The organism is Shewanella atlantica (genome assembly GCF_003966265.1).
Classification (GTDB): Bacteria; Pseudomonadota; Gammaproteobacteria; order Enterobacterales; family Shewanellaceae; genus Shewanella; species Shewanella atlantica.
This window is the reverse complement of record NZ_RXNV01000017.1, coordinates 51,604-73,880: the sequence shown is the minus strand read 5'-3', so window position 1 is coordinate 73,880 and position 22,277 is coordinate 51,604. Positions and strand designations below refer to the sequence as shown.

Below are 22,277 nucleotides of genomic sequence, written 5' to 3'. Positions count from 1 at the left end.
TCGCGTAAATATCATAGAGCCTGAGTTCGCTACTCAATTGAGAGCTCGTACATAAGTTCGCATTTATTTCTTCAAGATTGCCTGTTTGTTGTTGACACAGGGGAGTCCACATAAGATGCGGTTGAGGGTATCGAAAACATGGATGTTTTCGTTAAGCGGCCAGGGATGGCTTCACAGCGTCCCTCAGAAGTATCTGCACATTCAGGTCGTTTATTGGCATCCTGCCACCACGACATTTTTGCATCCCTCCACGGCACCAGCCGCAGGCTATAGATTATATTTGAAGTCATACAATTCAATATCGAACTAAATACCACGAAGTCAGAAGAATAAATGAGAGATATTTGAAACTTGTTATCGGACAAGTAAAAAAAAGGCTGCCTATTGGCAGCCTGATTCTTTCAGCTAAAGACTTAGCCTTGCGGTAATGGGCTTAACACGATCTCGACTCGGCGGTTTTGCGCTCGGCCTTCCTTCGTTGCATTGCTCGCAATAGGGCTAGATTCCCCCAGACCTTCAGACTTCACTCTGCCGTATTCGATCTTCTGGGCAACTAAGTAGTTAGCGACTTCGATAGCACGAATTTTCGATAACCTTAAGTTATATGACTCTGCCCCTGAACTATCGGTATAACCGAGTACATTCAATTGCGTTTGATCATATTCTTTGGCCACCAGGGCGACACTATTGAGTACGTTTTTAGCGCCTGGGCTCAGATCCGTCTGATCCACACCAAAGGTCACCTCATTGGGCATATTCAATATGATATTATCGCCACTGCGAGTCACACTGACACCGGTCGACTGAAGCTGTTTTCTTAATTCAGCTTCCTGAGTATCCATGTAGTAACCGATACCACCACCCAGCGCAGCACCCGATGCGGCGCCAATTAACGCTCCCTTACCACGGTCGCTACGGCTCGATGAAGCAACACCAATGGCAGCACCGGCAATTGCACCAATCAGTGCACCATTGGTAGCCTTGGCATTTTGACTCTCATTGCTATAAGGGTTAGTCGTTTGACAACCGGCTAACACCATTAATGAACACCCCAAAACAGCCTTCACAACAAAAGAATTTTTAGAAATAAGCATGTTTACTCCAAGCCTGCCCAGCAAATTATATTTAATTATCAAAAAAGCAATGATAGAAATGACCCCGGACACCAGCCGCATCCGGAAAAGTCAGGTCGCCATTGTCTCATATCGACAAGCTATTGCCAGTCATAGTGAATCCTTTAATTTCGAAACACCAGGTAGTTGGAGCCCAGCCAATTCACAACCAATCCGGCCAACACACCTAGTGCCAGATAAATGGTAGCGGTAATGCCGGTGGGCGTGCTCAACTCACTCAGCAGATAAAAAACGCTAAGGTTCACCGATGCGGCGCAGCAGGCAAGGATAACCGCCATCGCAAACTGCTCTCCCTTAGGCAGCCTCTTTCGATGAGAGAAGGTAAATAGCCTGTTGCCCAGCCAGGTTAACGTCAACGCCACACAAAAAGCGGCTAACCTTGCATGCAAAATGGACCAATCCAGTTGTTGGGACAGGTAGAGAAACAGCAGCATATCAAAGACAAAACTCAGGCCTCCCACCACTAAAAACTTGAGCTGAGTCAGAGTCAAACAAGCTCTGACTCTGGCGAATATAACGCCTATGTGCCACATAGTAATAAGCTCTTCTCTGATGTGTTAGCCGTGTCTATGCATTGAGAGAAAACCGCTAACTCTTGCAGGTTTTCATTTCTCACCACTAAGTAGAAAGGGATACCTGCCAACTGACGTAACTCGGCCTCACTCTGCAACAGCTGAGCTTTTCCCTGACTGTAGAATTTCGATGAGAAACGACTGTCTTGCCAATAATAGGTCGCGATAGCCGGCGCTCTTTGAGCGAGTAGCCACTTATCACTCTTCTCCTTCGTCGGCCCCAGGTTGAGCACGACAACGGCCATGAGTATTAACACACTGACCCCAAGCGCAATAGGCTCAAGCTTAGGAATTTTCTCACCGCGCCAGGCGTAGGCTAACAGCAGCCCCATACCGGGGATCCCTGGCAATACATAGGCGGGCAGGATATTTCCGGCGAACGTAAACAAGATAAGTGGCGATAACATCCAGCAGATAAAGAACTTAGTTGCCTTATCAAAGCCTGTGCCAGACTGCCATAGACGCCAAAGTGCTCTGGGGATAAACAGAGACCAGGGCAAGGCCGATACGGCAAAGAATAACCAGATGGTGCCTCGGATTTCGTCATGAGCCGAACCATACAGATCGCCCTGCCAGCCACTATCGACAAACCTCAGCCAATGCTCTCCGACAATGAAATACTGCAGGAATCCCGGAGTCGCCTGCTCCGCCATCAAATACCAGGGCAAGCTGAGGAGTAACATCAGGCCAAGACCACCGAGAAGTGGCACTCTCCTATAGAGTTTTTTCCACGGCTGAATCGGGCCATATTGCCATAGTAACCATAGCCCCACAGCTAACCCCATCAAGACCAGCACAACCGGCCCCTTTGCCAGCAAACCTATGGCTAAACCCACAAAGCCCAAATAGCCCCAAACGACCCGGCCCTGCCAGCACAGATAGAAGCCAACCATAGCCAGGGTCATTCCTAGTGTGAGCGCCATATCCGTCATAACAGCGCCGGCGCTGACATAAAATACGCTGGTCGTCGTGAGCAAAATGGCGACTTGCAGTGCCGAAACCTTAACCTGTTTAGCGAAGTAGCCGGTCAAGATTAATACCGCCACCGCGGCCAGCCAATGAGGGAAACGTACCGCAAACTCCGATATACCGAACAGCTCGATGCCCCAAGCACTCATCCAGGTATGCAGCGGCGGCTTGCCCCAGAAAGGAACACCGTAATCGAACAACGGCGTCAGCCAGTTACCTGTCTCTACCATCAACCTGGCCATCTCGCCGTACCTCGCCTCGGTGGTATCCATCAGAGGATACAAGGCAAGAGTCACCAGGCGTACACACAAGACGGTAACCAAAACTCCCAGTGAATAATGAGCCAGGGACACGGACTTCAATCTGTTGATCATCGCGTCGACTCCAGATAGCGGACATTCTCACCCAACTCAGAGTGACTCACACTACTACGCGTACTTTGTTGCTGCTCAACCTCGCGAATAAGGTATATAGGCCTCTGCTTTACCTCCATAAATACCCGACCTAAATACTCACCAATTAAACCAAGCGCCAGCAGTTGAACCCCGGCCAGAGCGACCTGAACTATCATTAATGAGGGGTAACCAGCCACCTCCCCGCCCCATAACACTGTCTTCAGGAACACCCAGCCGCCATAGGTAAATGCAGAGAAGGCGGTGAGCAGCCCGGCCCAGGTCGCCAGACGCAATGGCTTGATACTAAATGATGTGATGCCATCCATAGCTAAACCGATAAGCTTACTGTAATTCCATTTCGTCTCGCCGAGATGACGGGGATCACGGTCAAATAATATCTCTATCTGAGAGAATCCCGGCCAGCTCAGGATCCCTTTCATAAATCGATTTCTTTCGGGTAACTCGTTGATACTGTCTACGACCTGACGGCTGATGAGCCTGAAGTCTCCGACATTCTCCGGCACCGGAGACTCGGCCATACCATTGATGACCCGATAAAAGGCGGCTGCAGAGAAACGCTTAAACCAGGATTCCCCCAAGCGTTTCCTGCGTTTCATATTAACGACATCGAAGCCCTCCCTCCAAGCCTGCAGCATCTGAGGGATCAACTCCGGCGGATCCTGCAGATCTGCATCGAGTAAAATAACCGCCAGCCCCCGTGCCTGCTCTAACCCTGCGGTCATCGCTGCCTCTTTACCAAAGTTCCTACTCAAACGAATACATTGATGCTCACTGGATGATACGGGTAACTGCTGCAGCAACTCCCAGGTATTATCGCTACTGCCATCATCGATAAAGACAATTTCGGAGGACTCAGGAATACTCGATAACACCTGGCTTAAACGGGAAAATAGTGGCTGAAGGACTTCAGCCTCGTTGTACATAGGAATAAGAATAGAGAGACAAATCTGACCGTCACCGCGCTTTGTTGACTTTGGCTGTGCCATACTAAAAACCTTCAATAAACAGAAAAACGAGGTAAACATACAGCTAACTATGTGAATTTATTATCATCGACATTTCTTCTACAAAATAATGTAATAATTGGCTTCTATCGTTAATCAGAGGAACGGATGGCTTTAACACAACTACTCATTGTCGAAGACAACCCGGATGTGGCGGGGATACTTGCCGATTTTTTTGAGGCTCAGGGAGCTGAGGTCGATTTTGCGGCTAATGGTGAGCTAGGCTATAAGCTCGCATCAGAGGGGAGCTTCGACCTGATCATCTTAGATCTTATGTTGCCCAAGATGGATGGTTTAACTGTTGCCAAGAAGCTTAGACATGTGGGCTGCACCACACCAATTCTTATGTTAACCGCACTGGATGATAAGCAAGATCTGTTAAATGGTTTTGCCTCAGGCGCCGATGACTACCTGGCAAAACCCTTTGACTTAGACGTTCTCAACGCCAGAGTCACGGCCTTAATTAACCGCCATCAGGGGAAAGTCGCTCAAGGCGTGCTCAAGTTCGGCTCACTGGAACTCGATACTGCAAAGCATCAGGTCTATCGCAGCGGTAAAAAGCTCGCGCTCACGCCCGCCTGCTATCAAATTTTGCATTATCTTATGCATAAAGCGCCCAATATCGTGAAACGAGAGGAGCTTATCGAGGAGCTATGGGGCGATACCCCGCCGGGTAATGACATTTTACGCAGCCATATGTATCAACTGCGCAACCAGTTGGATAAACCTTTCGATACCCCCATACTGATCACCGTACCTAAGATAGGCTTTAAACTTGAATTAACGAGCAACTGATGTCGAGAGATCCCAGAAAAAAAAGCCCGGTCAATACCATGACCAGTAAGCTCAGTATCTACTTCGCTTTCATTGCAATTGTCATCGGTGCCACTCTCTTTGTACTCAGTCAGGCCATGCTTTATTGGCTGGAAGATGAGTTAAATCTCAGAACACTACAAAATAGTGTCGGGACAGCCATAGTTCAGTTCAAACACGACGCAAGCTCACCGTTAAACATCACTAACAGTATCAGGGCTTATAACCGAATAGAGGACCTACCTAAAAAATACCTGGCCTTAACGCAATACCCTTTAGGTTTTCTCGATGAGATCCAGGATGCAGGCTTCGAAGATCTATTTTTTTACCGCACCGAGTATATCCAGAACGGTAAACGCTATCCTCTGATGCTCATCATGAATGCCGAACATGTGGAGTTATCTCCCACGGAATGGCGTAACATAAACCTGATATCTATCATAGTCATGTTGGTGCTTTTTATACTTTTTGGCTTCGCTATCATCAAGCTCACCCGCAGGTTGATAACGCCGGTTACCCAGTTGAGTCAGCAGCTCAAATCGACCGATCCCAATAGCCATTTCTCGGTGCCCGGGGACTCGGCCACCGAATTTAATGAGTTAGCGGAAAGCCTTAACAGTTACCGCCAGCAAAATGAGAAGTTAATTCGCCAGGAGCAGGCCTTCGCCAGATATGCCAGCCATGAGCTGAGAACCCCACTTACCGTCATTCAAGGGGCAACCTGGTTACTTAAGCAAAAATCTGCCCCCGAATATCAGTCACGCCAGAGAGAGAGAATTGCTAAGGCCGCGACAGATATGCAGCATACGATTGAGGCTCTGCTGAGCTTAGTCAAACAGGAGCAAGCGAAGGAAAACGTCGAGCTCAGGATCATTAACCGTAGCGAGCTAGAACATATCATAGAGTACGTACAGCCACTGGCAGAGAGTAAAGGATTGACCATAACCCTGAAGATGCAATGCGAGCCCAAGATACAGCCGAGTGAGTCGGTGCTGCGTATGTTGTTGATAAATTTACTCAACAATGCCATCAATGCCAGTGACAGCGGGGTGGTAGGAATAGAAGTGGATCAAGACTGCATTCGGGTCACCGATCATGGCACCGGACTCAATGAATCCGAGCAAGCTCCTCAAGGGCACGGTTTAGGCTTATTGATCGTCGATGCACTATGTCAGCGATACGATTGGGGGTTTAACTTGAGTCCGGCTCCAAAAGCCGGTTGCATCGCGACCCTCGAATTTAACCAATAGCAGAAAAAACGAGCCAAGGGGCTCGTTTTTATTCGTAATCAAACTGACGCATCCAGCGCTCTGCCCCTGATGGGTGAATCGGTATATCTGTATCTGTACCTTCCACTTCTTCAACTCGCATAACTAAAATTCAGGAGTAAAAAAAACAACTCCAGATTTTAGCCCTTACGGGTGAAACGATAGGACTGTATCTGCACATCCTCGCCTTTGACCTGAGTATAGGTGTCGACAAGAAACACATCTTTTCCGGCAAAGCGCAGTTCGACCCGCATGTTTTGACGCTCATCACCGGAAAGCGTCTGCCCTTTTACACCGACAGGATAATAACTATACCTCTGGTTATTAGCCTGATGTTCGCCGGAGAAACGCATCTTGTCATTGTTACTGAAATCCGTCTCCAGACTATAGCCACCAGCTGGGGTATACCCAAGCTGGATCTGGCCGGTTAACTCATGGGAGACACCATCGACATTCAATTTATCGAAGTTGAGTTGGGCCGCAGTGGTTTTAGCCAGGCTACCTTTGGCAATGCCGGTGGCCTCGATGCGTTTTCCATCATCAAGCAACGCCCAGATATTGATCTGCCAATCACCGGTAAAGTCATCTAACTTATCCCAATTTTGTGGCGTATTGCTCATTTGCGGCGCAGATGGATTAGCCGCACTTCCCAAACCATTGATATTGATATTCTTGTTACCGTTTTCATTACGGTGATCTTCCCGATCATTCTGATAATCTGCCGCAGCACCAGCAGCGCCTCCGGCAGCGGCTCCCACCATGGCTCCCTTGGCTGCGAGACTCGCATCACCCGTGGCTGCGCCCAAGGCTAAACCTAAGATTGCGCCACCAGCGGCGCCGGTTCTCAGTCCACGATTGCGATCTTGCTCTGTATTTTCACCGTCGGTGGTACTCGCACAACCACTCAGGAGTGAAACGCACAATGCAGCAAGTAAGGTTTTTCTCATGTTTGTCATAGTGTGTTCCTCGGTAAAAAGCGTTACATTACAAGTGAGTCAGTAAGGCTATTTAATCAGATTGATTGAATTTACATCAGGGCATGGCTTCGAAAAAAAAATTTCCTAATGCCTAGTTCAGTTGACCACTCAAAATCACTGAACTTACTGAGCTGTAACCTCATCAGGACCTAAAACCAAAGAGAACCACATGACTAAAGAGCGATTTTCAGGAATAGACGATTACCTCTTAAAAAGACGGTCTCAAAGGGGACTATCCCAAGAGGGGCTGGCACTCGAGTTACAGTCTTTTAGTGAACTGTTTGCGGATATCGACTCACTCGCCATCAGTCGTTGGGAGAGGGGCAAGATCAGTCCCAACATTCGACGACAAATTGCCTTGATGGAATTCTTTTCAGATGAAGCTCACCTGCTGTTATCCAACCCTGACTTTGAATTAAGACAGCTACCTTCGATGTCTGCTTTTCAGAAGATGTTAGATCAGCAAACCAGTTACAATCATGTGATGGGCGCTCACCCCTATATTCCCAGCGATAACATCAATTTCGACAAGATAAACAAGCACGCAGATAATGCCGAGCAGATGATACGCTGGATAAGCCACTACCATAGTAATCTTACTCGCCAGCGTGAAAACTGGAAGCCCGCTTTTATCACTCCCCTGGTGGAACACCCCTCGACAGAGGTGACATTTTATCAGGTTGATGGGGTACTGATTGGCCATATTATTCTGTTGAGGATCAGCCCTGACACTTTAAATTTACTGCTGACGGGTCAGTTGGATGACTGCGAACTCACACCGGCACATTTGGTCGACAGCGATCGGGCAGCCTCTACTTACATACTCAGCGCCTATCTTGGCGGACGACATATCGCCGAGGACTATCTTACCCACCTGTTATTGAGCCTGATTGAAAATCCGCTAACTCTGGCTTTAGGATATCGGGCAAGATCTGACATAGGGATCAAGTTAATGGACTTCCTGACCGGTGTACGGATTGCCACCGGGGAACCACTTACCGACAGGCTCGATGGTGCCAGATACAATGGCAAACGATATTCTTATGTTTCTTTTTCCATACAAAGAGAGGACCTGCTCTCGAGTCCCTTGTTGCTCAACCTGATGCGTAACGCCACTGAGGCGGAAAAAGTGTAAGAATAACGCTGAAGCAAAAAAGCAGAGAAAATACTCTGCTTTAGCACCGACAGCTTTTAATCCCTATTGCTTTTGCTCCCCATTAAAAGAGTGACAAATAGTAGCCCAAAGGCATAGAGCTATCTTTAATCAGCGCCATCGAGTACTGTCCTCCCCCCTCTAAGTTCAATTGCTCAGATTGATAGAGCAAGGTCAAATCATCATTGTCATCTTGCTGCACGACACTGATCTCGTACTCTCCTGACGGTATAGTCAGCGAATTCAATTCGGCAAAATCAGCATTATCTATCTTATATTCTGCCGACTCTATGGTTTCACTGGAGCGAACAAAATAGACGGTGAGATCCTCAAACTCATGCACCAGATTAGCGAAACTCATCTGATACTCAAATGCCCTCGGCCTGAGGTCATGGGTTAAGGTCATGCCCCTTACTCCCCCGGACTCGTCCTGATAGACAAGAATGGATCTGCTCTCGTCTTGGTTAAAGGTCACCAATAGGTTATTAGCCAATACACTGCCCGAGTCACTCTGTTGAATTTGAACCCCATAATCATCAAAGTCTATCTCCCTGAACTCAGAGACCTTACCCACGCCAATATCGTTCACCCGGATGGCACCTAAATGATTTGTCATCTCAGCATCGATACTCCCATGCTCATTCAGGCCATTAAACAGTCTAAACTCGGCGTATGCATCAACATTGGCATAGGTCACCGGGGTGGAACTCGAGTCGACACTATCTATGGTGATATTTGGCGTGCCGGGCCCGAAACTTTCCCGAATAATCAACTTATAAACGGTGGTGCTCGACAACGACATGCTCGCAGTGGTGTATATCGGCTCCTGTGAGTCCGGCTCGGTCAGGTACAGGATATAATCACCGGTATCAAATATCACCGCCTCAGAGTGTTCCCTGTAATTCACTTCTCCAATCAGCGTCGCATCAATAAATTCACGACCATAGAGGCCAATATAGACATCAAACCCGGCGCTATTCATAGCGGTATGAGCCACCAGAACCTGCATCTTGCTATAGTCTTCATCTTCATCGCTGTTCAGCTCATCCATCTCCTCTCTTTGATAGCTAATATCGATAAATTCGGGTGAATGGTAATCACCAAGAAGCATAAACAGATGCTCTTCACCATTACCCAGATTCAGACTCTGCTCATAAATGGTCTGATCGTCACCTAACTCATCATTACCAACAATGGCCAACTCGACGCTGCCTGTCGAATATGAGTATCTGGCCATGGAATCGGCAAAATCTACACCTGTATATTCATACTCATCCATCGATAACCGCGCCGAAGTACTGTTGGGTGATGCATTATAAAATTGAATGTAGCTCGCATCAGACGTGGTGTCCTCATCATCTGAGCTGCAAGCCGTCACGCCCAGCAATGCTCCTGATAAAATGAGTGCCCGCCATAAAAAAGATTTTTTCAAAATAAACTCCCTTTGATTACCAATTGTTATAACCATTTACATGGTTGCTACTTATGACAAAAAAGAGGCGTCAAGAACTGTCAGCTTGAGTAATAGAAGGTAATGAAACCTATAGAATTGTGATTAAGAGAATGGAAAAGTAAACACAAGCATAAACAGCGCCTCCAGGCGCTGTTATATGTTATCTCTACAGGTATGTTTGTTTAGAAAAGGTGGCTGATGATAGAAGTAGAACACGTGTAAAAATCATGGCTTATTAAATGGCGGCCTTCATAACTAAAGCTAGCTAACCGGAAATAAGAACCTTAAATTGATTTAATAGCTTCTCGTCATCCTGACGGCCGTACTTAATTAAGATGTCGTCTTTACCATCGCCATTAAGATCGTCACTGGACAACATATTTCCCTCTTGAGGTAACAGTGTACTGATTTGCTCACTGCGCCCCTCAAACAGCTTGCCGCCGGGTTCGCCCAAGTAAACTTTTAATCGATCCTGACCATCCGAAAGTAGAAGATCCTGCAACTTATCCCCGTTAATATCGGCCAGCTTAACCACAGGGCTGCCACTCTGGCCAGAGGTGAGGCTAAAGTTAAGCTCAACCTCTTTGGATACATTGGGCTTAGTAGAGAAAAGCCTGTTATTGTCCATCTTAAACAGATAGACATCCTGATCGATACTGCCCGATACCAGCGCACCGATAATCTGTGACAAACCAATATCGAAACCTGCAACCATCACCTCAAGCTCGTCATCATTATCGATATCGATAAATTCTAAACCAGTTAATGTCCCCTCGGCATGCACTACACTGTTCGCTTTGGATGGGAAGGTTAACTTGCCCTTACGGTTTTCACCGAGAAAGACCTCATAATCATTGACTCTATCCAGTACACCGGAACTCTTAGTGTACCTAAGCACAAGGTCGGTTATGCCATCATTATTGATATCTCTGACCTCCTCCACCTTCCGGTATATCAAGGAGCTTTGATCTAACGACTCGCCATAGGCATCACGCTTATTCCACCAATCGACACCACTGATAGCTTGCCTGACGGGTATAAAGCTCGCCACAGTGTTAAACATGCCGGTTTCATTTTGCGGGTACACCTCTAACTCGCCTTCGGCAATCTTGATGATATCTTCGCGGCCATCGAGGTTTGCATCACTGATATAGAGCTTAGATTCGATATACTCAGCGCCCCGCTTGTTCACTTTAACCTGCGGCGTTATCGGCAAGGTCTGCTCTTCAAATCCCCCCTCGTCCTTGCCTATCAGCAACCTTAGCTGTGAAAAATCGCTAATCAGGATATCGGCAAGCTTATCGCCATTAAGATCCCGTACGAATTCACCGCGACTGATAAAGTCCGGCCGTTTCTTCAGCGTAATAGATTGAATATCGGCTATAACATCGAAGGGGGCGGCACTGTTGTGGGGCAGATACTGAACAATATGCTCACTGGAGAGAAAATAGAGCCGCTGCACCTTCTGACTCTCATCACTCTCATCACTGATATCGAAGGAGTAGAACGAAGGTGGCAGTAGTAATTTTCGAAATAGGCTATAGCGTTGGTTATCACTGTTTAAAGTGTAAATACCTAACCACTTTTGCAGGTTGTCATCCACGCCGAAGGTAACCAGCTCTTTGCCGGGAGAGGGCAAGAGATCGACGGGAAGCACCGGGTGAGTAAGATTAAACGGTGCCTGAATGGTGTGCTCTTCTATACTGACAGGCTCATCTCCATCGGCAGCAATAGCACCCGATGAAATCATCAGAGCCGTTAACCCCGCCAGTGCCAAATTTGTAAATCCATTTTTCTCACTTCCCATTAACCACACACTCCCTCTAAATGTTGGATACGAATCAATTTCATACTCATGACTAATCTATCGACTCTGAAGAAAAAAGGAAGCATGGTTAACGGACTGTTACAAACTAACTCGATTAGATAGAGAGCCAAAGGCGGCAAACCGTGTTTTCCTCCCTGCAGTCACACGCCCCCATCAATGAATGAAACAACCGCAACCATTTCATTACAAAACATGATATTTATCAGCTCATTAACAAGCGAACCTGTAACTAAGAAATGATATATTTGAGTGATCCAGCTCACATACTCATAGGCATTTCAATGAGAGAATTGCCGCCTTTTTCTACCCTAAATCATCTCAGACTAATTTTATATGCACTCCACTGACACCAGTAAGGTACGCTCATCCATTCAGGGGAACTCCCTTGCGGCTTTTTCTTTTCTCTTATGGGGATTAATGCCGCTGTATTATCAATACCTGCCCGGTGCAGATATCAATGAGATGTTGGCATTTCGAATCCTTTTCTCCGTCCCCTTTATGGCATTGGTCTTTCTGCTCTTGCGTAAAAAAATGCCTTCAATGCGGCTGGTGATGTCCGATAAGCGCTCCCTCGCCCTGTGCGGATTAGCTACGCTTATCATGTGCGTCTCCTGGTATAGCTTCACCTGGGCCATCACCCACGGTCAGGTGTTAGCGGCGAGTCTGGGCTTCTTCATCAATCCCCTCTTCGCCATAGGCTTAGGCGTTATATTTCTCAAAGATAAGCTAACTTCGGCTCAGAAGGCCGCCGTCATGCTGGGAACTGCCGGTATCGGCTACATGGTATATAGCTATGGAGAGCTGCCTTGGCTGGCACTTAGCATGGGAGGATTTTTCGCCCTCTACGGGCTGTGTAAGAAGTTTATCCGTTTCGACTCTCTGACATCGGTGACACTAGAAGCCATGCTGTTAATGCCATTCGCGGCCCTCTACATCATTTGGTTATGGCTATCGGATCAGAGTGTGGCACTCGGCGGTGAGCTATCTCAGCTGCTGCTCTATATGGGTACGGCACCGGTCACCCTGTTACCGCTTATATTTTTCGCCTTAGCCATCAGCCGTACCAGTTTATCTATGATAGGCCTGATGCAATATATCGAACCCAGCATGCACTTTCTATTAGCTGTACTGCTGTTTAATGAGCACTTCGATCAAGTCAAAGCGGTGAGTTTCGCGTTAATCTGGACGGGGCTAATTCTCTGCTCTTTGGAGGCGTTACCCGCCTTGAGGCAGCGAATATTTACACAACGACGCCATAATTAATAATATTCGGTATAAGCAACTGAACTCAGAGCCTTGCCGCTTAGCGGCAAGAGGCACTTGTCGGGTGCCGAGCCTGTCCCGAACGACAGTTATTCCGAGCTGAGATTATTCAAGATCTCGGTAACAATTTTGCGACTGAAAATGACCGACAGGTGCAGCACAATAAAAAACTTTTTGTTTTCAGCAACCTGCCAATAGGAGCTCGAACTCGGCACTATGGTGAAATCTATCGGCGTCCAATATGAGAACACCTTGACCCCCTGCAGGCTGACTTCATCGGCATCCAGAGATCTCAACAGTGCACTGTCAGGCCTAAGCTGTCTCATGCCCTTCGATGGATAGGGAAGATAGGCCCAGTAGCTGCCTCTGTGAGGGGTCGACAGGGTAAAAAAGTTTACCGTTCGACAAGCGCCGCCTAACATCTGCAGATAGTGGCGCGCTACGATTCCCCCCATACTAAAACCAACCAGGCTAATCGGTTCCTTCTCACCGAACCGCTCCTCTATCTGCTGCTTCAGACTCGCGCTGGCGTATTCGATGCCATGACGACCATCAAGTGGGGCGATTGTCGGCGTGAAGCACTCATAGCCCCGCGCTTCGAACTGGCGTTTCATCCAGCGAAGCACCCGGCCCGTATTAAAAATCCCATGTACCAGTACTATTTTCATCCTGCCTACTCTTCAATTCTTCAGCGTTCACAGCTTAGGGCTCAAAGTAAGGGCTCAACGAACAGAGTGTGATGAATATGCCCCGATAACGAGTCTAGGTTATTTATCCGCTAATGTTTGGTATCATGCGCCCAATTAATTACCCAAGCCACTTAAAAATGCTCGACATGCTAAATCCTGCATTTCGAGGTTGTTTGGGTATATACACGCAATACTTGCCTGCTATCCCCGGCACTTAATACGAGCATAATGACCATGTCTATTCCATCTCTACTCGCCAACGCTTTAGAAAAGCGTCAAGACCTCTTAGCCCAAGTTATGGCAGACAATACCGATTGTTTCCGGGTATTTCATGGCACAGTCGAGGGGGTCAATGGCTTAAACATAGACAGATATGGCGATGCATGGCTGATCCAGACCTTTCATCAGACACTCAGCGAAGATGAACTCGAACAGATCCAGACCTCTCTGGTTCAATTCGCCGATCTTCCGGTTGTGTATAACGATCGCTCGAATAAGAACTCTCGTGTACTCAATAGCCTGAACGCTGAAACTGAGACCTTCGCTCTATCGGAGCAGGTGATGCAGGAAAACGGCATCAAGTTCACCACTAAGCTACGTCACGAGGGTCAAGATCCCCTGCTATTTCTGGATATGCGTGTCGGCCGTGAATTTGTTAAGGCCAACAGCCGAAACAAATCGGTGCTCAACCTGTTCTCATATACCTGTGGTATTGGCACAGCCGCCGCAGTCGGTGGGGCTAAACGAGTCGTCAATGTCGACTTCTCCTCTTTTGCCCTGGCCGCCGGTAAGAAAAATGCCGAGCTAAATGATGTCACCGATGTGTGTGAATTTATTCAAAGTGATGCCTTCCCGGCGCTACGGCAACTCGCGGGGCTCAAGGTCGGTGGACGACGCAATCAGAAGCTGCCCGCTTATCCTAAGCTACCGGCGACGCAATTCGACCTGGTCTTTCTCGACCCACCTCGTTTCGCCAAGAGCCCGTTCGGCACTGTGGATCTGATCAACGATTATCAAAGCCTGTTCAAACCTGCACTGTTAACCACCAAGAAAGGCGGCACCATCGTCTGTTGTAATAATGTGGCTAAGGTCGACCGTGACACTTGGTTTAACGCACTGGTTCGTTGCGTCGAGAAACAGGGGCGCACCGTCAGCAGTCATAGCTGGTTAAACTGCCATGAAGACTTCCCATCGTTTGACGGCAACCATCCTTTGAAAATGGTCGCCCTGGAAATTGATTAGAATGATCGATTAACAAAGGTTGATTAAAGATAGCGGCTAATAATGAAGAAGACTTCCTTATCAATGTGATGGCAACCATCCACTGAAAATGGTCGCTCTGGAAATTGATTAGAATGATCGATTAACAAAGGTTGATTAACGAAAGTTGATTAAAAACAATTAATTAAAAATAGCGGCTAATAATGAAGAAGATTTCCTTATCAATGTGACGGCAACCATCCTTTGAAAATGGTCGCCCTGGAAATTGATTAAAAATTGTGGCTAATATAGATGAAGCTGAGCCCGCACAGTCACGGGCTCATCGATGCTGAGCCAAATGCAAACCTAAGGTGTTACGATATTAAACACACCTTTAGGCTTATCCAGCAAGGTGAGAAAACTCACCAAATCCACTTTACTCCCCTCGATATTCAATTCATCAGAAAACAACAGATCCGATACTCCCGCACTGCCAATGATGAGTTCGACAAAAAGTTCGTGACTGATATTGAGTGTCGCATCGGCACTCAGATCCTTTGGCGATTTTTTGTGGTGAAGTACCGAATTTTTAAGCTGTAGCACATAGTTATCACCCAGATCGGTAAAATTGATATTAAGTGTAAACCGCTCGCCGAAGGCTTCGGGCCCTATGACCCTTGAGGCCATGGATTGTAAGAAATTTTCTACCGGCGATCGCAGTAATATCTGTTTCATCGAAGCCAGATCGATCCCCTTATCCGGGCTCCCATGGCGCAGCTCATAGGCCGCTGACAGATAAACGTCACGCCAGGGGGCCGATTCAGACTGATAGCCCAGCTGATCATAGCTCTTAGCCAGTAACTCTTTAGCTTGTGTATTGGTACTGTCGGCAAAAACCAGCTTATTAAGCAGCTCTGCCGTCCAGCGATACTCACCTTTATCGAAAGCGGCATTGGCATGCTTAAGCACGGCATCGCTGCCCCCCATCAACTCGATATATTTTCCGGAAGATTGCTCATCGGGTAGTGGATTAAGGTTTACCGGGTTGGCGTCATACCAACCTAAATAGGCTTGATACACGGCTTTGGCATTATGCCTGGCACTGCCATAGTAGCCACGGCTGGCAAAGGTCGTCGATAGCGATGGCGGCATCCGGATCTGCTCGGCTATCTCATTTGGGGTTAACCCTCCATTGAGCATACGAACCGATTGATCATGAATATATTTATAGGTATCACGCTGCTTCTCTAAGAAGTCGGCGATAGCCTCCTGTCCCCAGATTGGCCAATGATGGCTACCAAAATAGACCTCGGCTCCTCCCTGGTTTGTCAATGCCTCATCGATGGAGCGACTCCATTGCAGTGCATCCCGAACCTTGGCTCCTCTGAGCGTGTAGAGGTTGTGCATCGTCTTGGAAACCAGCTCTGCGCCGCAATAGGCATTGAGCTCAGGCAGAGAGAAGGTAAACTCGGCCGGCGCCTCCGAGCCGGAGACAATCTGAAACTCGAAGTTAACCCCATCGATCACCCTCGACTCATCCTTCTCTATCGTGATTGTCGGAGCCAAAATACCGAAGGTACCAAATGCGGGCGACTTGCCAAGGCCTGAGTCTATATGTCCCCTGGCACTTCGCGGAAGGCGTTTACCATACATATACATGGCACGGCGGCTCATGGCCGTTCCCGCCATGACATTCTCACTGGTTGCCTCATGCATGAATCCCGCCGGCGCCAGGATATCGATATTGCTCAGTTCTGCCTTATCGGGCTCGCCCAACAGACCCAAGGCACCACCAAAGTGGTCCATATGACTATGGGTAAACAAGATGGCAGAGATGGGCCTGTTGCCCAGTTGTTTATTCACAAACTCGAGAGCAACACTCGCCGTTTCGGCCGTAGTCAGCGGGTCTACCACGATCCAACCAGTTTTACCTTCGATGATCGTCATGTTCGCCAGGTCGAAGCCACGGATCTGGTAGACCCCTTTAGTTACTTCGAATAACCCGTGAATATTGTTAAGACTGGCTTGTCGCCAAAGACTTGGGTTGACACTGACAGGTGCCTCGCCATCGATGAAGTCATAGCCGGGCATATCCCAGATGGTATCACCCTCGCCACCCTCGACCCTCAGGGCAGGGAGCTTAGCGATAAAACCACGGCTGGCATCGGCAAAGTCCTGTTTATTATCGAAAGGCAACTCGGCTAACAGCGCCGCATTCGCACTCTTGGTATATGCCGTTGCCGGTGTAAAACCATCAGCATCGGCCAGCGTACTGTCTTCGATCGCGATATTAGTGGGTTCTGGCTGGCAGGCCGTGAGAAGTAGCCCCATCACAATGGGGAAAAGATGACGAACTCGCACTAAACGATAGGAATGATACATAATGACTCTGCTTTTGACGTAACAATTAACCACAAGCTATTACAAGTTAACAACATTGCGGTTATCATTTTACGCCAATCTCAAACTCTGAGGCGATACAGACTAGGGCTTACCCCGTACCATAAATGGAACACTCGGGTGAAGTTGCTCAGACTGCTGTAACCCAACTTGTCTGCAACTTGAGTTATCGATAGATCACTATTGAGCAGATAATAATGCGCCAGCTCCTTACGCTTCTCCTGCAATATCGTGCGAAAACTTGTGCCCTCACTCTTGAGGTAACGGCTCAGGGTGCGTTCGCTCAAATTATAGATCTGTGCCGCCTTAAATAAGCTGGCTTCACCGTCAACCAGCATGGCATGTATCACCTGGCTGGTTTTCTCGCGCCAGCTTAAAGCCTGCATCTTTTCAAGGTATTGGCGAACGGCCTGCTCATTCTTCAGCGCCTGGCTAGGATCGGCCATCACAGTGGCTCTCTCGAGCATATTTCTATCCATCCATAAACAGTTAGCTGTCTGTTCGAATGAGACCGGGGAGTTGAAACAGGTTTGCCAGGGCCTCACATCCTTCGGAGTCTCCCTGATAAGCTCAACGGCTTGAATAAAATTCGAATGGCCAATCATCAGCTCACCGTGATGCATCAAGGTTGCAAAAAATGCATCTATCGCCATCTCACTGATCTCTACCCCATTAAGCGGTGTAATCGTAAACCCAATCAGCTGCGGCGTTCTTTGAAGCTTTATGCTGGCAGAGTTGCTCACCAGGGCGTAATAATCGGGAAGACGCTCGAAGGCCTGCGCCAGAGTTTCAGAGGTCATCATTAGCAACCCCAGAGATCTGAAGTGCATCGGATAAGCATATCGACCCACAGTCAAACCGAATGCCAATGATTCGGTCGTACTTTCTACCGCTTGCCAAAATAGGGTCATTTTTTCTATCGCGATACGAGAGTCAGGCTCACTTTCTATTTCGGTTAATGATAAGCCAGCCTCTTCAAATACGCTCTCAGGATCGATACCCGAGGCTCTCAACGCTCTGGCAACCGCCGATGCCCAGGCAGCGATGGTCGTGTATTTAGCATTTCCCTGCATAAAATTCATCCGCCGATTAAGACTCATAGCGATTAAAGTTAGCTATTAATGTTAGGTGTCATTACTAATTCGATATGAAAGACACATTTCCTATTGTAATCCATCAATTACAAACTCATTTTTACTTCTGAAATCCCGGTCATTTTGCGATATTTGATCAGGTGTTAATCGTCAATTTAATAATCAACGCCCCAACTTGGCTGATAAAACTAAGCGCCGATAACTTGCTGCCCATCCAGCCTGAATACCTTATCCGCCAACCGAACAGTCTGGGCGGGGGAATGTGACACCATCACCATGGTATATTGCTGTTTCAGCGATTCCAATAACTCCTCAATCACCTTAGTATTTTCAGGGTCTAAAGAAGCCGTAGGTTCATCTAACAGTAGTATTTCAGGTTCAAGCGCTAAGGTTCTGGCCAGGCATAGTCGTTGCTGCTGACCACCGGACAGTGAGGAAGCATCATTATTAAGCCTATCTTTAACCTCATTCCATAATTTCACCCGTACCAGCACATTCTCACAGCGCGCCGTGGCATGGGCCAAATCTAACCCAGCAACAACCTTAAGTGGCAATAGCAGGTTATCGATGATGCTACCGGGTAAGAGGTTGGGAATTTGAAATACCATACCGACTTTTCGGCGCAGCAGAGGCAGATGCTTATGGGCAAGTAGATGGACATCGACCTCACCTTCGGACAATTTCAAACTAATACTGCCACTCATCTCATGCCTGTCGAAGCAATCGTTGAGCCGGTTTAATGCCCGTAACAGGGTTGTTTTTCCACAACCCGATGGGCCGGTCAGCATGTGCAGCTGGCCCTTGAGTAGCTGTAAGTTCACATCCCTGAGTATCGTTTTATCACTGAAGCGGATAGAAACGTCCTCAAGATAACCGACGACATCTTCAAAATCCCGGACCTTATCTGACATATATGTTCCTTTTCCGGCTATTTGCCGATCCGAATATATTGCGGTTGCGGCGCCTGCTCACGGCAGCGAGCAGAGTAAAGATGATACTAGTGACAGTAAGCAGGACTAACGCCGCGCCGAATGCCATATTCAGCTCTTGTTGTGACTGATACTGGGCACTGTAATAAAAAATAGTGAATGGCAATGCTTCGAATCGCTGCAGTAATCCACCGGGTAAGCCTGCATTTGCAACGGCCCCCGTTAACATGATGACGGCTGTATCTTCTGCAGCTCTGCCTATCGCCAGCATGAGCCCACTCATTATTCCTGAGCTGGCTTGCGGAAGTAGCAGACGATAAGTCACTTGCCATTGTGTCATGCCTAAGGCTGCCCCGGTAACTGACAGCTGTTTTGGCAAGCTGCTCAAGGCGTTTTGCGTCGCGCAGGCAATATAGGGAAGAATAAGCAGGGCTAAACAGAACGACGCAAGCAGAAGGCTTGCATTTGCCTGAGGAAAGAAACTCCCCCGCAGAAGTAAAATCAGGCTGAAACCAAATAATCCCATAAGAATAGACGGGATCCCGGCCAGAATATCAACCGCCAAACCAAACACTTTCTGAGCGGGCTTGTCCGGCGCACTCGCAAGCCAAATACCACTTGCAACTCCCGGCACCGAAGCCAAAGAAACCGAACATAAGACAACGGTGAGAGTGCCGACACAGGCAGGCCATATGCCTTCCCATACAGGCTGCAATCCCATCATGGCGGCCAGTGGCGCCGTATCACCGAAAAAAAGTGACAGCTCTAATGTCGGCAAGCCCTTAAACAAGATGAAACCAATTAAAGTCAGCATAATACCGATAATAAAAAGTGCACAGAGCCTGCCCCAATAGCCTATTAAACGACTCATTCTGGCTGCCCCAGGCGTTGCAGTCCCATCAGATAACGAGATAACAAGCAGATGCATGCGCTACACATTAACAGCAGCATTCCAGCAGCAAACAAGGAGTTATAGGCTTCACTGCCTTGATCGGTCGCGATCACTAAGGCGATATGTGCAGTCAGACTACGAATGGCATCGAAGACTCCGGAAGGCAATTGCGTCGCATTACCTGCCAACATCAAGGGAAGCATGGTATCCCCTATTGCACGGTTAAATCCGAGTAACACAGCGCCACCTATATTGACCCTGCAATGGGGCAGAATAACCTGCATATAGATTTGCTCAGGGCTAAAACCCAATGCCTGAGCACCCAGCGCATATTGCTGCCATAACGGCGCAGTAATGTTATCCAGCATGACACAGATAACGGGTAAAATGAGCAATATCAACATGCAGACAGCGGCAAATAAACTGTAACCAGAACCCAGCTGAAGGCCATTTCGCAGAAGGGGTAGAAGAAGAAAAAGAGCCGCCAGACCATAGACTACGGTTGGTATTGCGGCCATAAATCTAAGCAGAGTTCGCAACAGAGTAACCAGCCAACGTCGACGCGATAAAAGGCAGAAGCTATTGAGCCCCATGGCGATAATAAAGGCCACAGATGTAGAGATAAAAGCCAGTAACAGGGTACCGAAGACCATGGCCAGGATGCCAAAATGCCCCTGCTCCGGCTGCCATTTTAGACTGAAAACTGAAGTCGTTTCAGTAAAGAAAACCGGTAGAGAAAACCAAATCAAAAAGCAAAACAGAGCAAACAGCAACAGGCCGCTGGTGACCACTAAGGTCATCAGCAAGCCTTGCATCCAGCTGTTTTGCTTTAGCGTAAGCTTATGGTTTTGCATCGAGAGCAATATAACCAGATGCCTGGATATGCTTTGCACCTTGCTTACTATAGATGTAATCGATGAACGCCTGAGTCAGCTCCTCGGGTGCGCCCTTGGTATTCATATATAAACGGCGCACCACAGGATACTCCCCTGAAGCGCAAGCCTCTTGGGTCGGCATGATATGGTTATAAGTTGGTGCTTTTACCATCTCATCAATGTAGCCGACGCTACTGTAACCGATAGCACCGCTATCCTGTGACACAGCGGTTTTCATCGCACCGTTGGATGGCACTATGTTTGCGTTTGCCGCTAGTTGTGCGCCTTTTAACAACTTCTTACTGAACACAGAGCGGGTACCACTCGCTTCATCGCGACTAAAGAGGTGTATCTGTCGGTCTTGACCACCAAGCTCACGCCAATTAGTAATTTGTCCCTGATAAATCTCAATAATCTGTTGCTGACTTAGATCATTGACTGGGTTATCCGGATGAATGATCACGGCAACACCATCGATAGCGAAAGCAAACGAATTCAGTCCTAAATTCATCTCCTTGTTTTTTAAGGCTCGGCCGGTATTACCTATATCAACCAACCCTTTAGCCACCTGCTGTACACCGACGCCCGATCCCCCACCAGCGATGGTGATACGAATATCCGGGTTATGCCCCATGATCTGTCTCGCAGCCCTCTTCATCACCGGAATATGCGCGGTGCCACCGGCAATATTCAACTGACCACTCATCTCATCGAAGGGAGAAAGTTCATCGGCAATAAGTGGACTCGATATAAGTAAGGTAACAATTGTCATTAAGCGGACAGAGCAGGTTTTAAACATCATAATAATTCCGGGCAGTAACATAAATGCTGAATTAGCAGTAACAGAAGATCATTTGGTAAGCTGGGCAATTATTGCTATTAACGACTTAGGAGCAAGCGATTTATCTGTTTTTTGCCACCTGTGTCGGTAACTTTTCAGGCTTAATCTACTATCAGTGACAAATTGCCCCGTGAATGAATAACAAATTGATAATAGAATGTTAAACAGGGTTATCTGAACCTAGGATTGAACATCCTCACCTCCAAGGCATACCTTCAAGGTTGAGCTAAAATTTCGTCTACAAGACATCTTGTCCAGAAATAATTATTACTAAATAGGATAATAAACATCCCATTATAAGCTTACCTTAATAACCTTATTAGAAATACTAACCACTAATAAATACCTAACAACACATATCTTCTATATAATTAATGCTACATAACAGGCTTAATAATTATCGAAACCATCGCATTGTGAGTATCACTATGAAGATAAACTACCCGATATAAATTCAGCCTTAATATTACGAATTAAATAAAGTGCCTCAACAGAGAGTTAATAAAAT

General features: G+C 47.5%; 19 protein-coding genes. 5 read left to right on the top strand and 14 right to left on the bottom strand.

The genetic code is table 11. The features are described from left to right. Positions 1 to 413: 413 nt before the first annotated feature. The 4 genes from EKG39_RS20895 to EKG39_RS20880 form a co-directional block, all read right to left on the bottom strand. On the bottom strand, positions 414 to 1,094 hold the full coding sequence (locus EKG39_RS20895; RefSeq protein ID WP_126507939.1) for a YiaD family glycine zipper/OmpA-like lipoprotein: 681 nt from the start codon (positions 1,092 to 1,094) through the stop codon (positions 414 to 416). 143 nt (positions 1,095 to 1,237) lie between these two features. Next, on the bottom strand, positions 1,238 to 1,666 hold the full coding sequence (locus EKG39_RS20890; RefSeq protein ID WP_126507938.1) for a GtrA family protein: 429 nt from the start codon (positions 1,664 to 1,666) through the stop codon (positions 1,238 to 1,240). After that, positions 1,654 to 3,048, bottom strand: coding sequence for an ArnT family glycosyltransferase (locus tag EKG39_RS20885; protein WP_126507937.1), 1,395 nt, complete (start codon positions 3,046 to 3,048; stop codon positions 1,654 to 1,656). The genes EKG39_RS20890 and EKG39_RS20885 overlap by 13 nt, the downstream gene beginning before the upstream one ends. Next, positions 3,045 to 4,076, bottom strand: a complete 1,032-nt coding sequence (locus EKG39_RS20880; RefSeq protein WP_126507936.1) for a glycosyltransferase family 2 protein — start codon at positions 4,074 to 4,076, stop codon at positions 3,045 to 3,047. Before EKG39_RS20880 ends, EKG39_RS20885 begins: the two co-directional genes overlap by 4 nt. Before the next feature lie 126 nt (positions 4,077 to 4,202). Here EKG39_RS20880 and EKG39_RS20875 point away from each other — a divergent pair, with 126 nt between their 5' ends. Then, on the top strand, positions 4,203 to 4,889 hold the full coding sequence (locus tag EKG39_RS20875; protein ID WP_126507935.1) for a response regulator transcription factor: 687 nt from the start codon (positions 4,203 to 4,205) through the stop codon (positions 4,887 to 4,889). Beyond that, positions 4,889 to 6,157, top strand: coding sequence for a sensor histidine kinase (locus EKG39_RS20870; protein WP_126507934.1), 1,269 nt, complete (start codon positions 4,889 to 4,891; stop codon positions 6,155 to 6,157). The genes EKG39_RS20875 and EKG39_RS20870 overlap by 1 nt, the downstream gene beginning before the upstream one ends. Before the next feature lie 158 nt (positions 6,158 to 6,315). Here EKG39_RS20870 and EKG39_RS20865 read toward each other — a convergent pair whose 3' ends face one another. Further along, on the bottom strand, positions 6,316 to 7,131 hold the full coding sequence (locus EKG39_RS20865; RefSeq protein ID WP_126507933.1) for a glycine zipper domain-containing protein: 816 nt from the start codon (positions 7,129 to 7,131) through the stop codon (positions 6,316 to 6,318). Positions 7,132 to 7,321: 190 nt separating this feature from the next. Here EKG39_RS20865 and EKG39_RS20860 point away from each other — a divergent pair, with 190 nt between their 5' ends. Further along, the gene (locus EKG39_RS20860; protein ID WP_126507932.1) at positions 7,322 to 8,287 is read left to right on the top strand and encodes a helix-turn-helix domain-containing protein; all 966 of its coding nucleotides are present in this window, start codon (positions 7,322 to 7,324) and stop codon (positions 8,285 to 8,287) included. A gap of 82 nt (positions 8,288 to 8,369) precedes the next feature. Here the strand turns inward: EKG39_RS20860 and EKG39_RS20855 are convergent, their stop codons facing one another. Together EKG39_RS20855 and EKG39_RS20850 are read right to left on the bottom strand one after the other, a co-directional pair. Then, entirely contained in the window at positions 8,370 to 9,737 is a 1,368-nt protein-coding gene (locus EKG39_RS20855; protein WP_126507931.1) for a hypothetical protein, read from the bottom strand. Between the two features lie 286 nt (positions 9,738 to 10,023). After that, entirely contained in the window at positions 10,024 to 11,565 is a 1,542-nt protein-coding gene (locus EKG39_RS20850) for an FG-GAP repeat domain-containing protein (protein WP_126507930.1), read from the bottom strand. A 354-nt stretch (positions 11,566 to 11,919) separates the two neighbouring features. Between EKG39_RS20850 and rarD the strand changes: the two genes are divergently transcribed. After that, complete coding sequence (rarD, locus tag EKG39_RS20845) at positions 11,920 to 12,849, top strand: EamA family transporter RarD (protein WP_126507929.1); 930 nt, start codon at positions 11,920 to 11,922, stop codon at positions 12,847 to 12,849. An 89-nt stretch (positions 12,850 to 12,938) separates the two neighbouring features. Here rarD and EKG39_RS20840 read toward each other — a convergent pair whose 3' ends face one another. Continuing rightward, positions 12,939 to 13,517 carry an esterase/lipase family protein gene (locus EKG39_RS20840; RefSeq protein WP_126507928.1) on the bottom strand — a complete coding sequence of 193 codons (579 nt, stop codon included), beginning with the start codon at positions 13,515 to 13,517 and terminating at the stop codon, positions 12,939 to 12,941. Positions 13,518 to 13,772: 255 nt separating this feature from the next. Between EKG39_RS20840 and EKG39_RS20835 the strand changes: the two genes are divergently transcribed. Then, on the top strand, positions 13,773 to 14,780 hold the full coding sequence (locus EKG39_RS20835; RefSeq protein ID WP_126507927.1) for a class I SAM-dependent rRNA methyltransferase: 1,008 nt from the start codon (positions 13,773 to 13,775) through the stop codon (positions 14,778 to 14,780). A 324-nt stretch (positions 14,781 to 15,104) separates the two neighbouring features. On the opposite strand, the gene EKG39_RS20830 is transcribed toward EKG39_RS20835, so the two are convergent. From EKG39_RS20830 to EKG39_RS20805, 6 genes are all read right to left on the bottom strand, one after another. After that, on the bottom strand, positions 15,105 to 17,120 hold the full coding sequence (locus tag EKG39_RS20830) for an alkyl/aryl-sulfatase (RefSeq protein WP_126507926.1): 2,016 nt from the start codon (positions 17,118 to 17,120) through the stop codon (positions 15,105 to 15,107). 80 nt (positions 17,121 to 17,200) lie between these two features. Then, positions 17,201 to 18,211, bottom strand: coding sequence for an AraC family transcriptional regulator (locus tag EKG39_RS20825; protein ID WP_246028584.1), 1,011 nt, complete (start codon positions 18,209 to 18,211; stop codon positions 17,201 to 17,203). 209 nt (positions 18,212 to 18,420) lie between these two features. Then, a complete protein-coding gene (locus EKG39_RS20820; RefSeq protein WP_126507925.1) occupies positions 18,421 to 19,143 on the bottom strand; it encodes a phosphate ABC transporter ATP-binding protein in 723 nt (240 codons plus the stop codon). After that, positions 19,133 to 20,032, bottom strand: coding sequence for a PstA family ABC transporter permease (locus EKG39_RS20815; RefSeq protein ID WP_126507924.1), 900 nt, complete (start codon positions 20,030 to 20,032; stop codon positions 19,133 to 19,135). The genes EKG39_RS20820 and EKG39_RS20815 overlap by 11 nt, the downstream gene beginning before the upstream one ends. Then, the gene (locus EKG39_RS20810; protein WP_126507923.1) at positions 20,029 to 20,907 is read right to left on the bottom strand and encodes a PstC family ABC transporter permease; all 879 of its coding nucleotides are present in this window, start codon (positions 20,905 to 20,907) and stop codon (positions 20,029 to 20,031) included. The genes EKG39_RS20815 and EKG39_RS20810 overlap by 4 nt, the downstream gene beginning before the upstream one ends. Further along, entirely contained in the window at positions 20,894 to 21,730 is an 837-nt protein-coding gene (locus EKG39_RS20805; protein ID WP_126507922.1) for a phosphate ABC transporter substrate-binding protein, read from the bottom strand. The genes EKG39_RS20810 and EKG39_RS20805 overlap by 14 nt, the downstream gene beginning before the upstream one ends. Positions 21,731 to 22,277 lie beyond the last annotated feature (547 nt).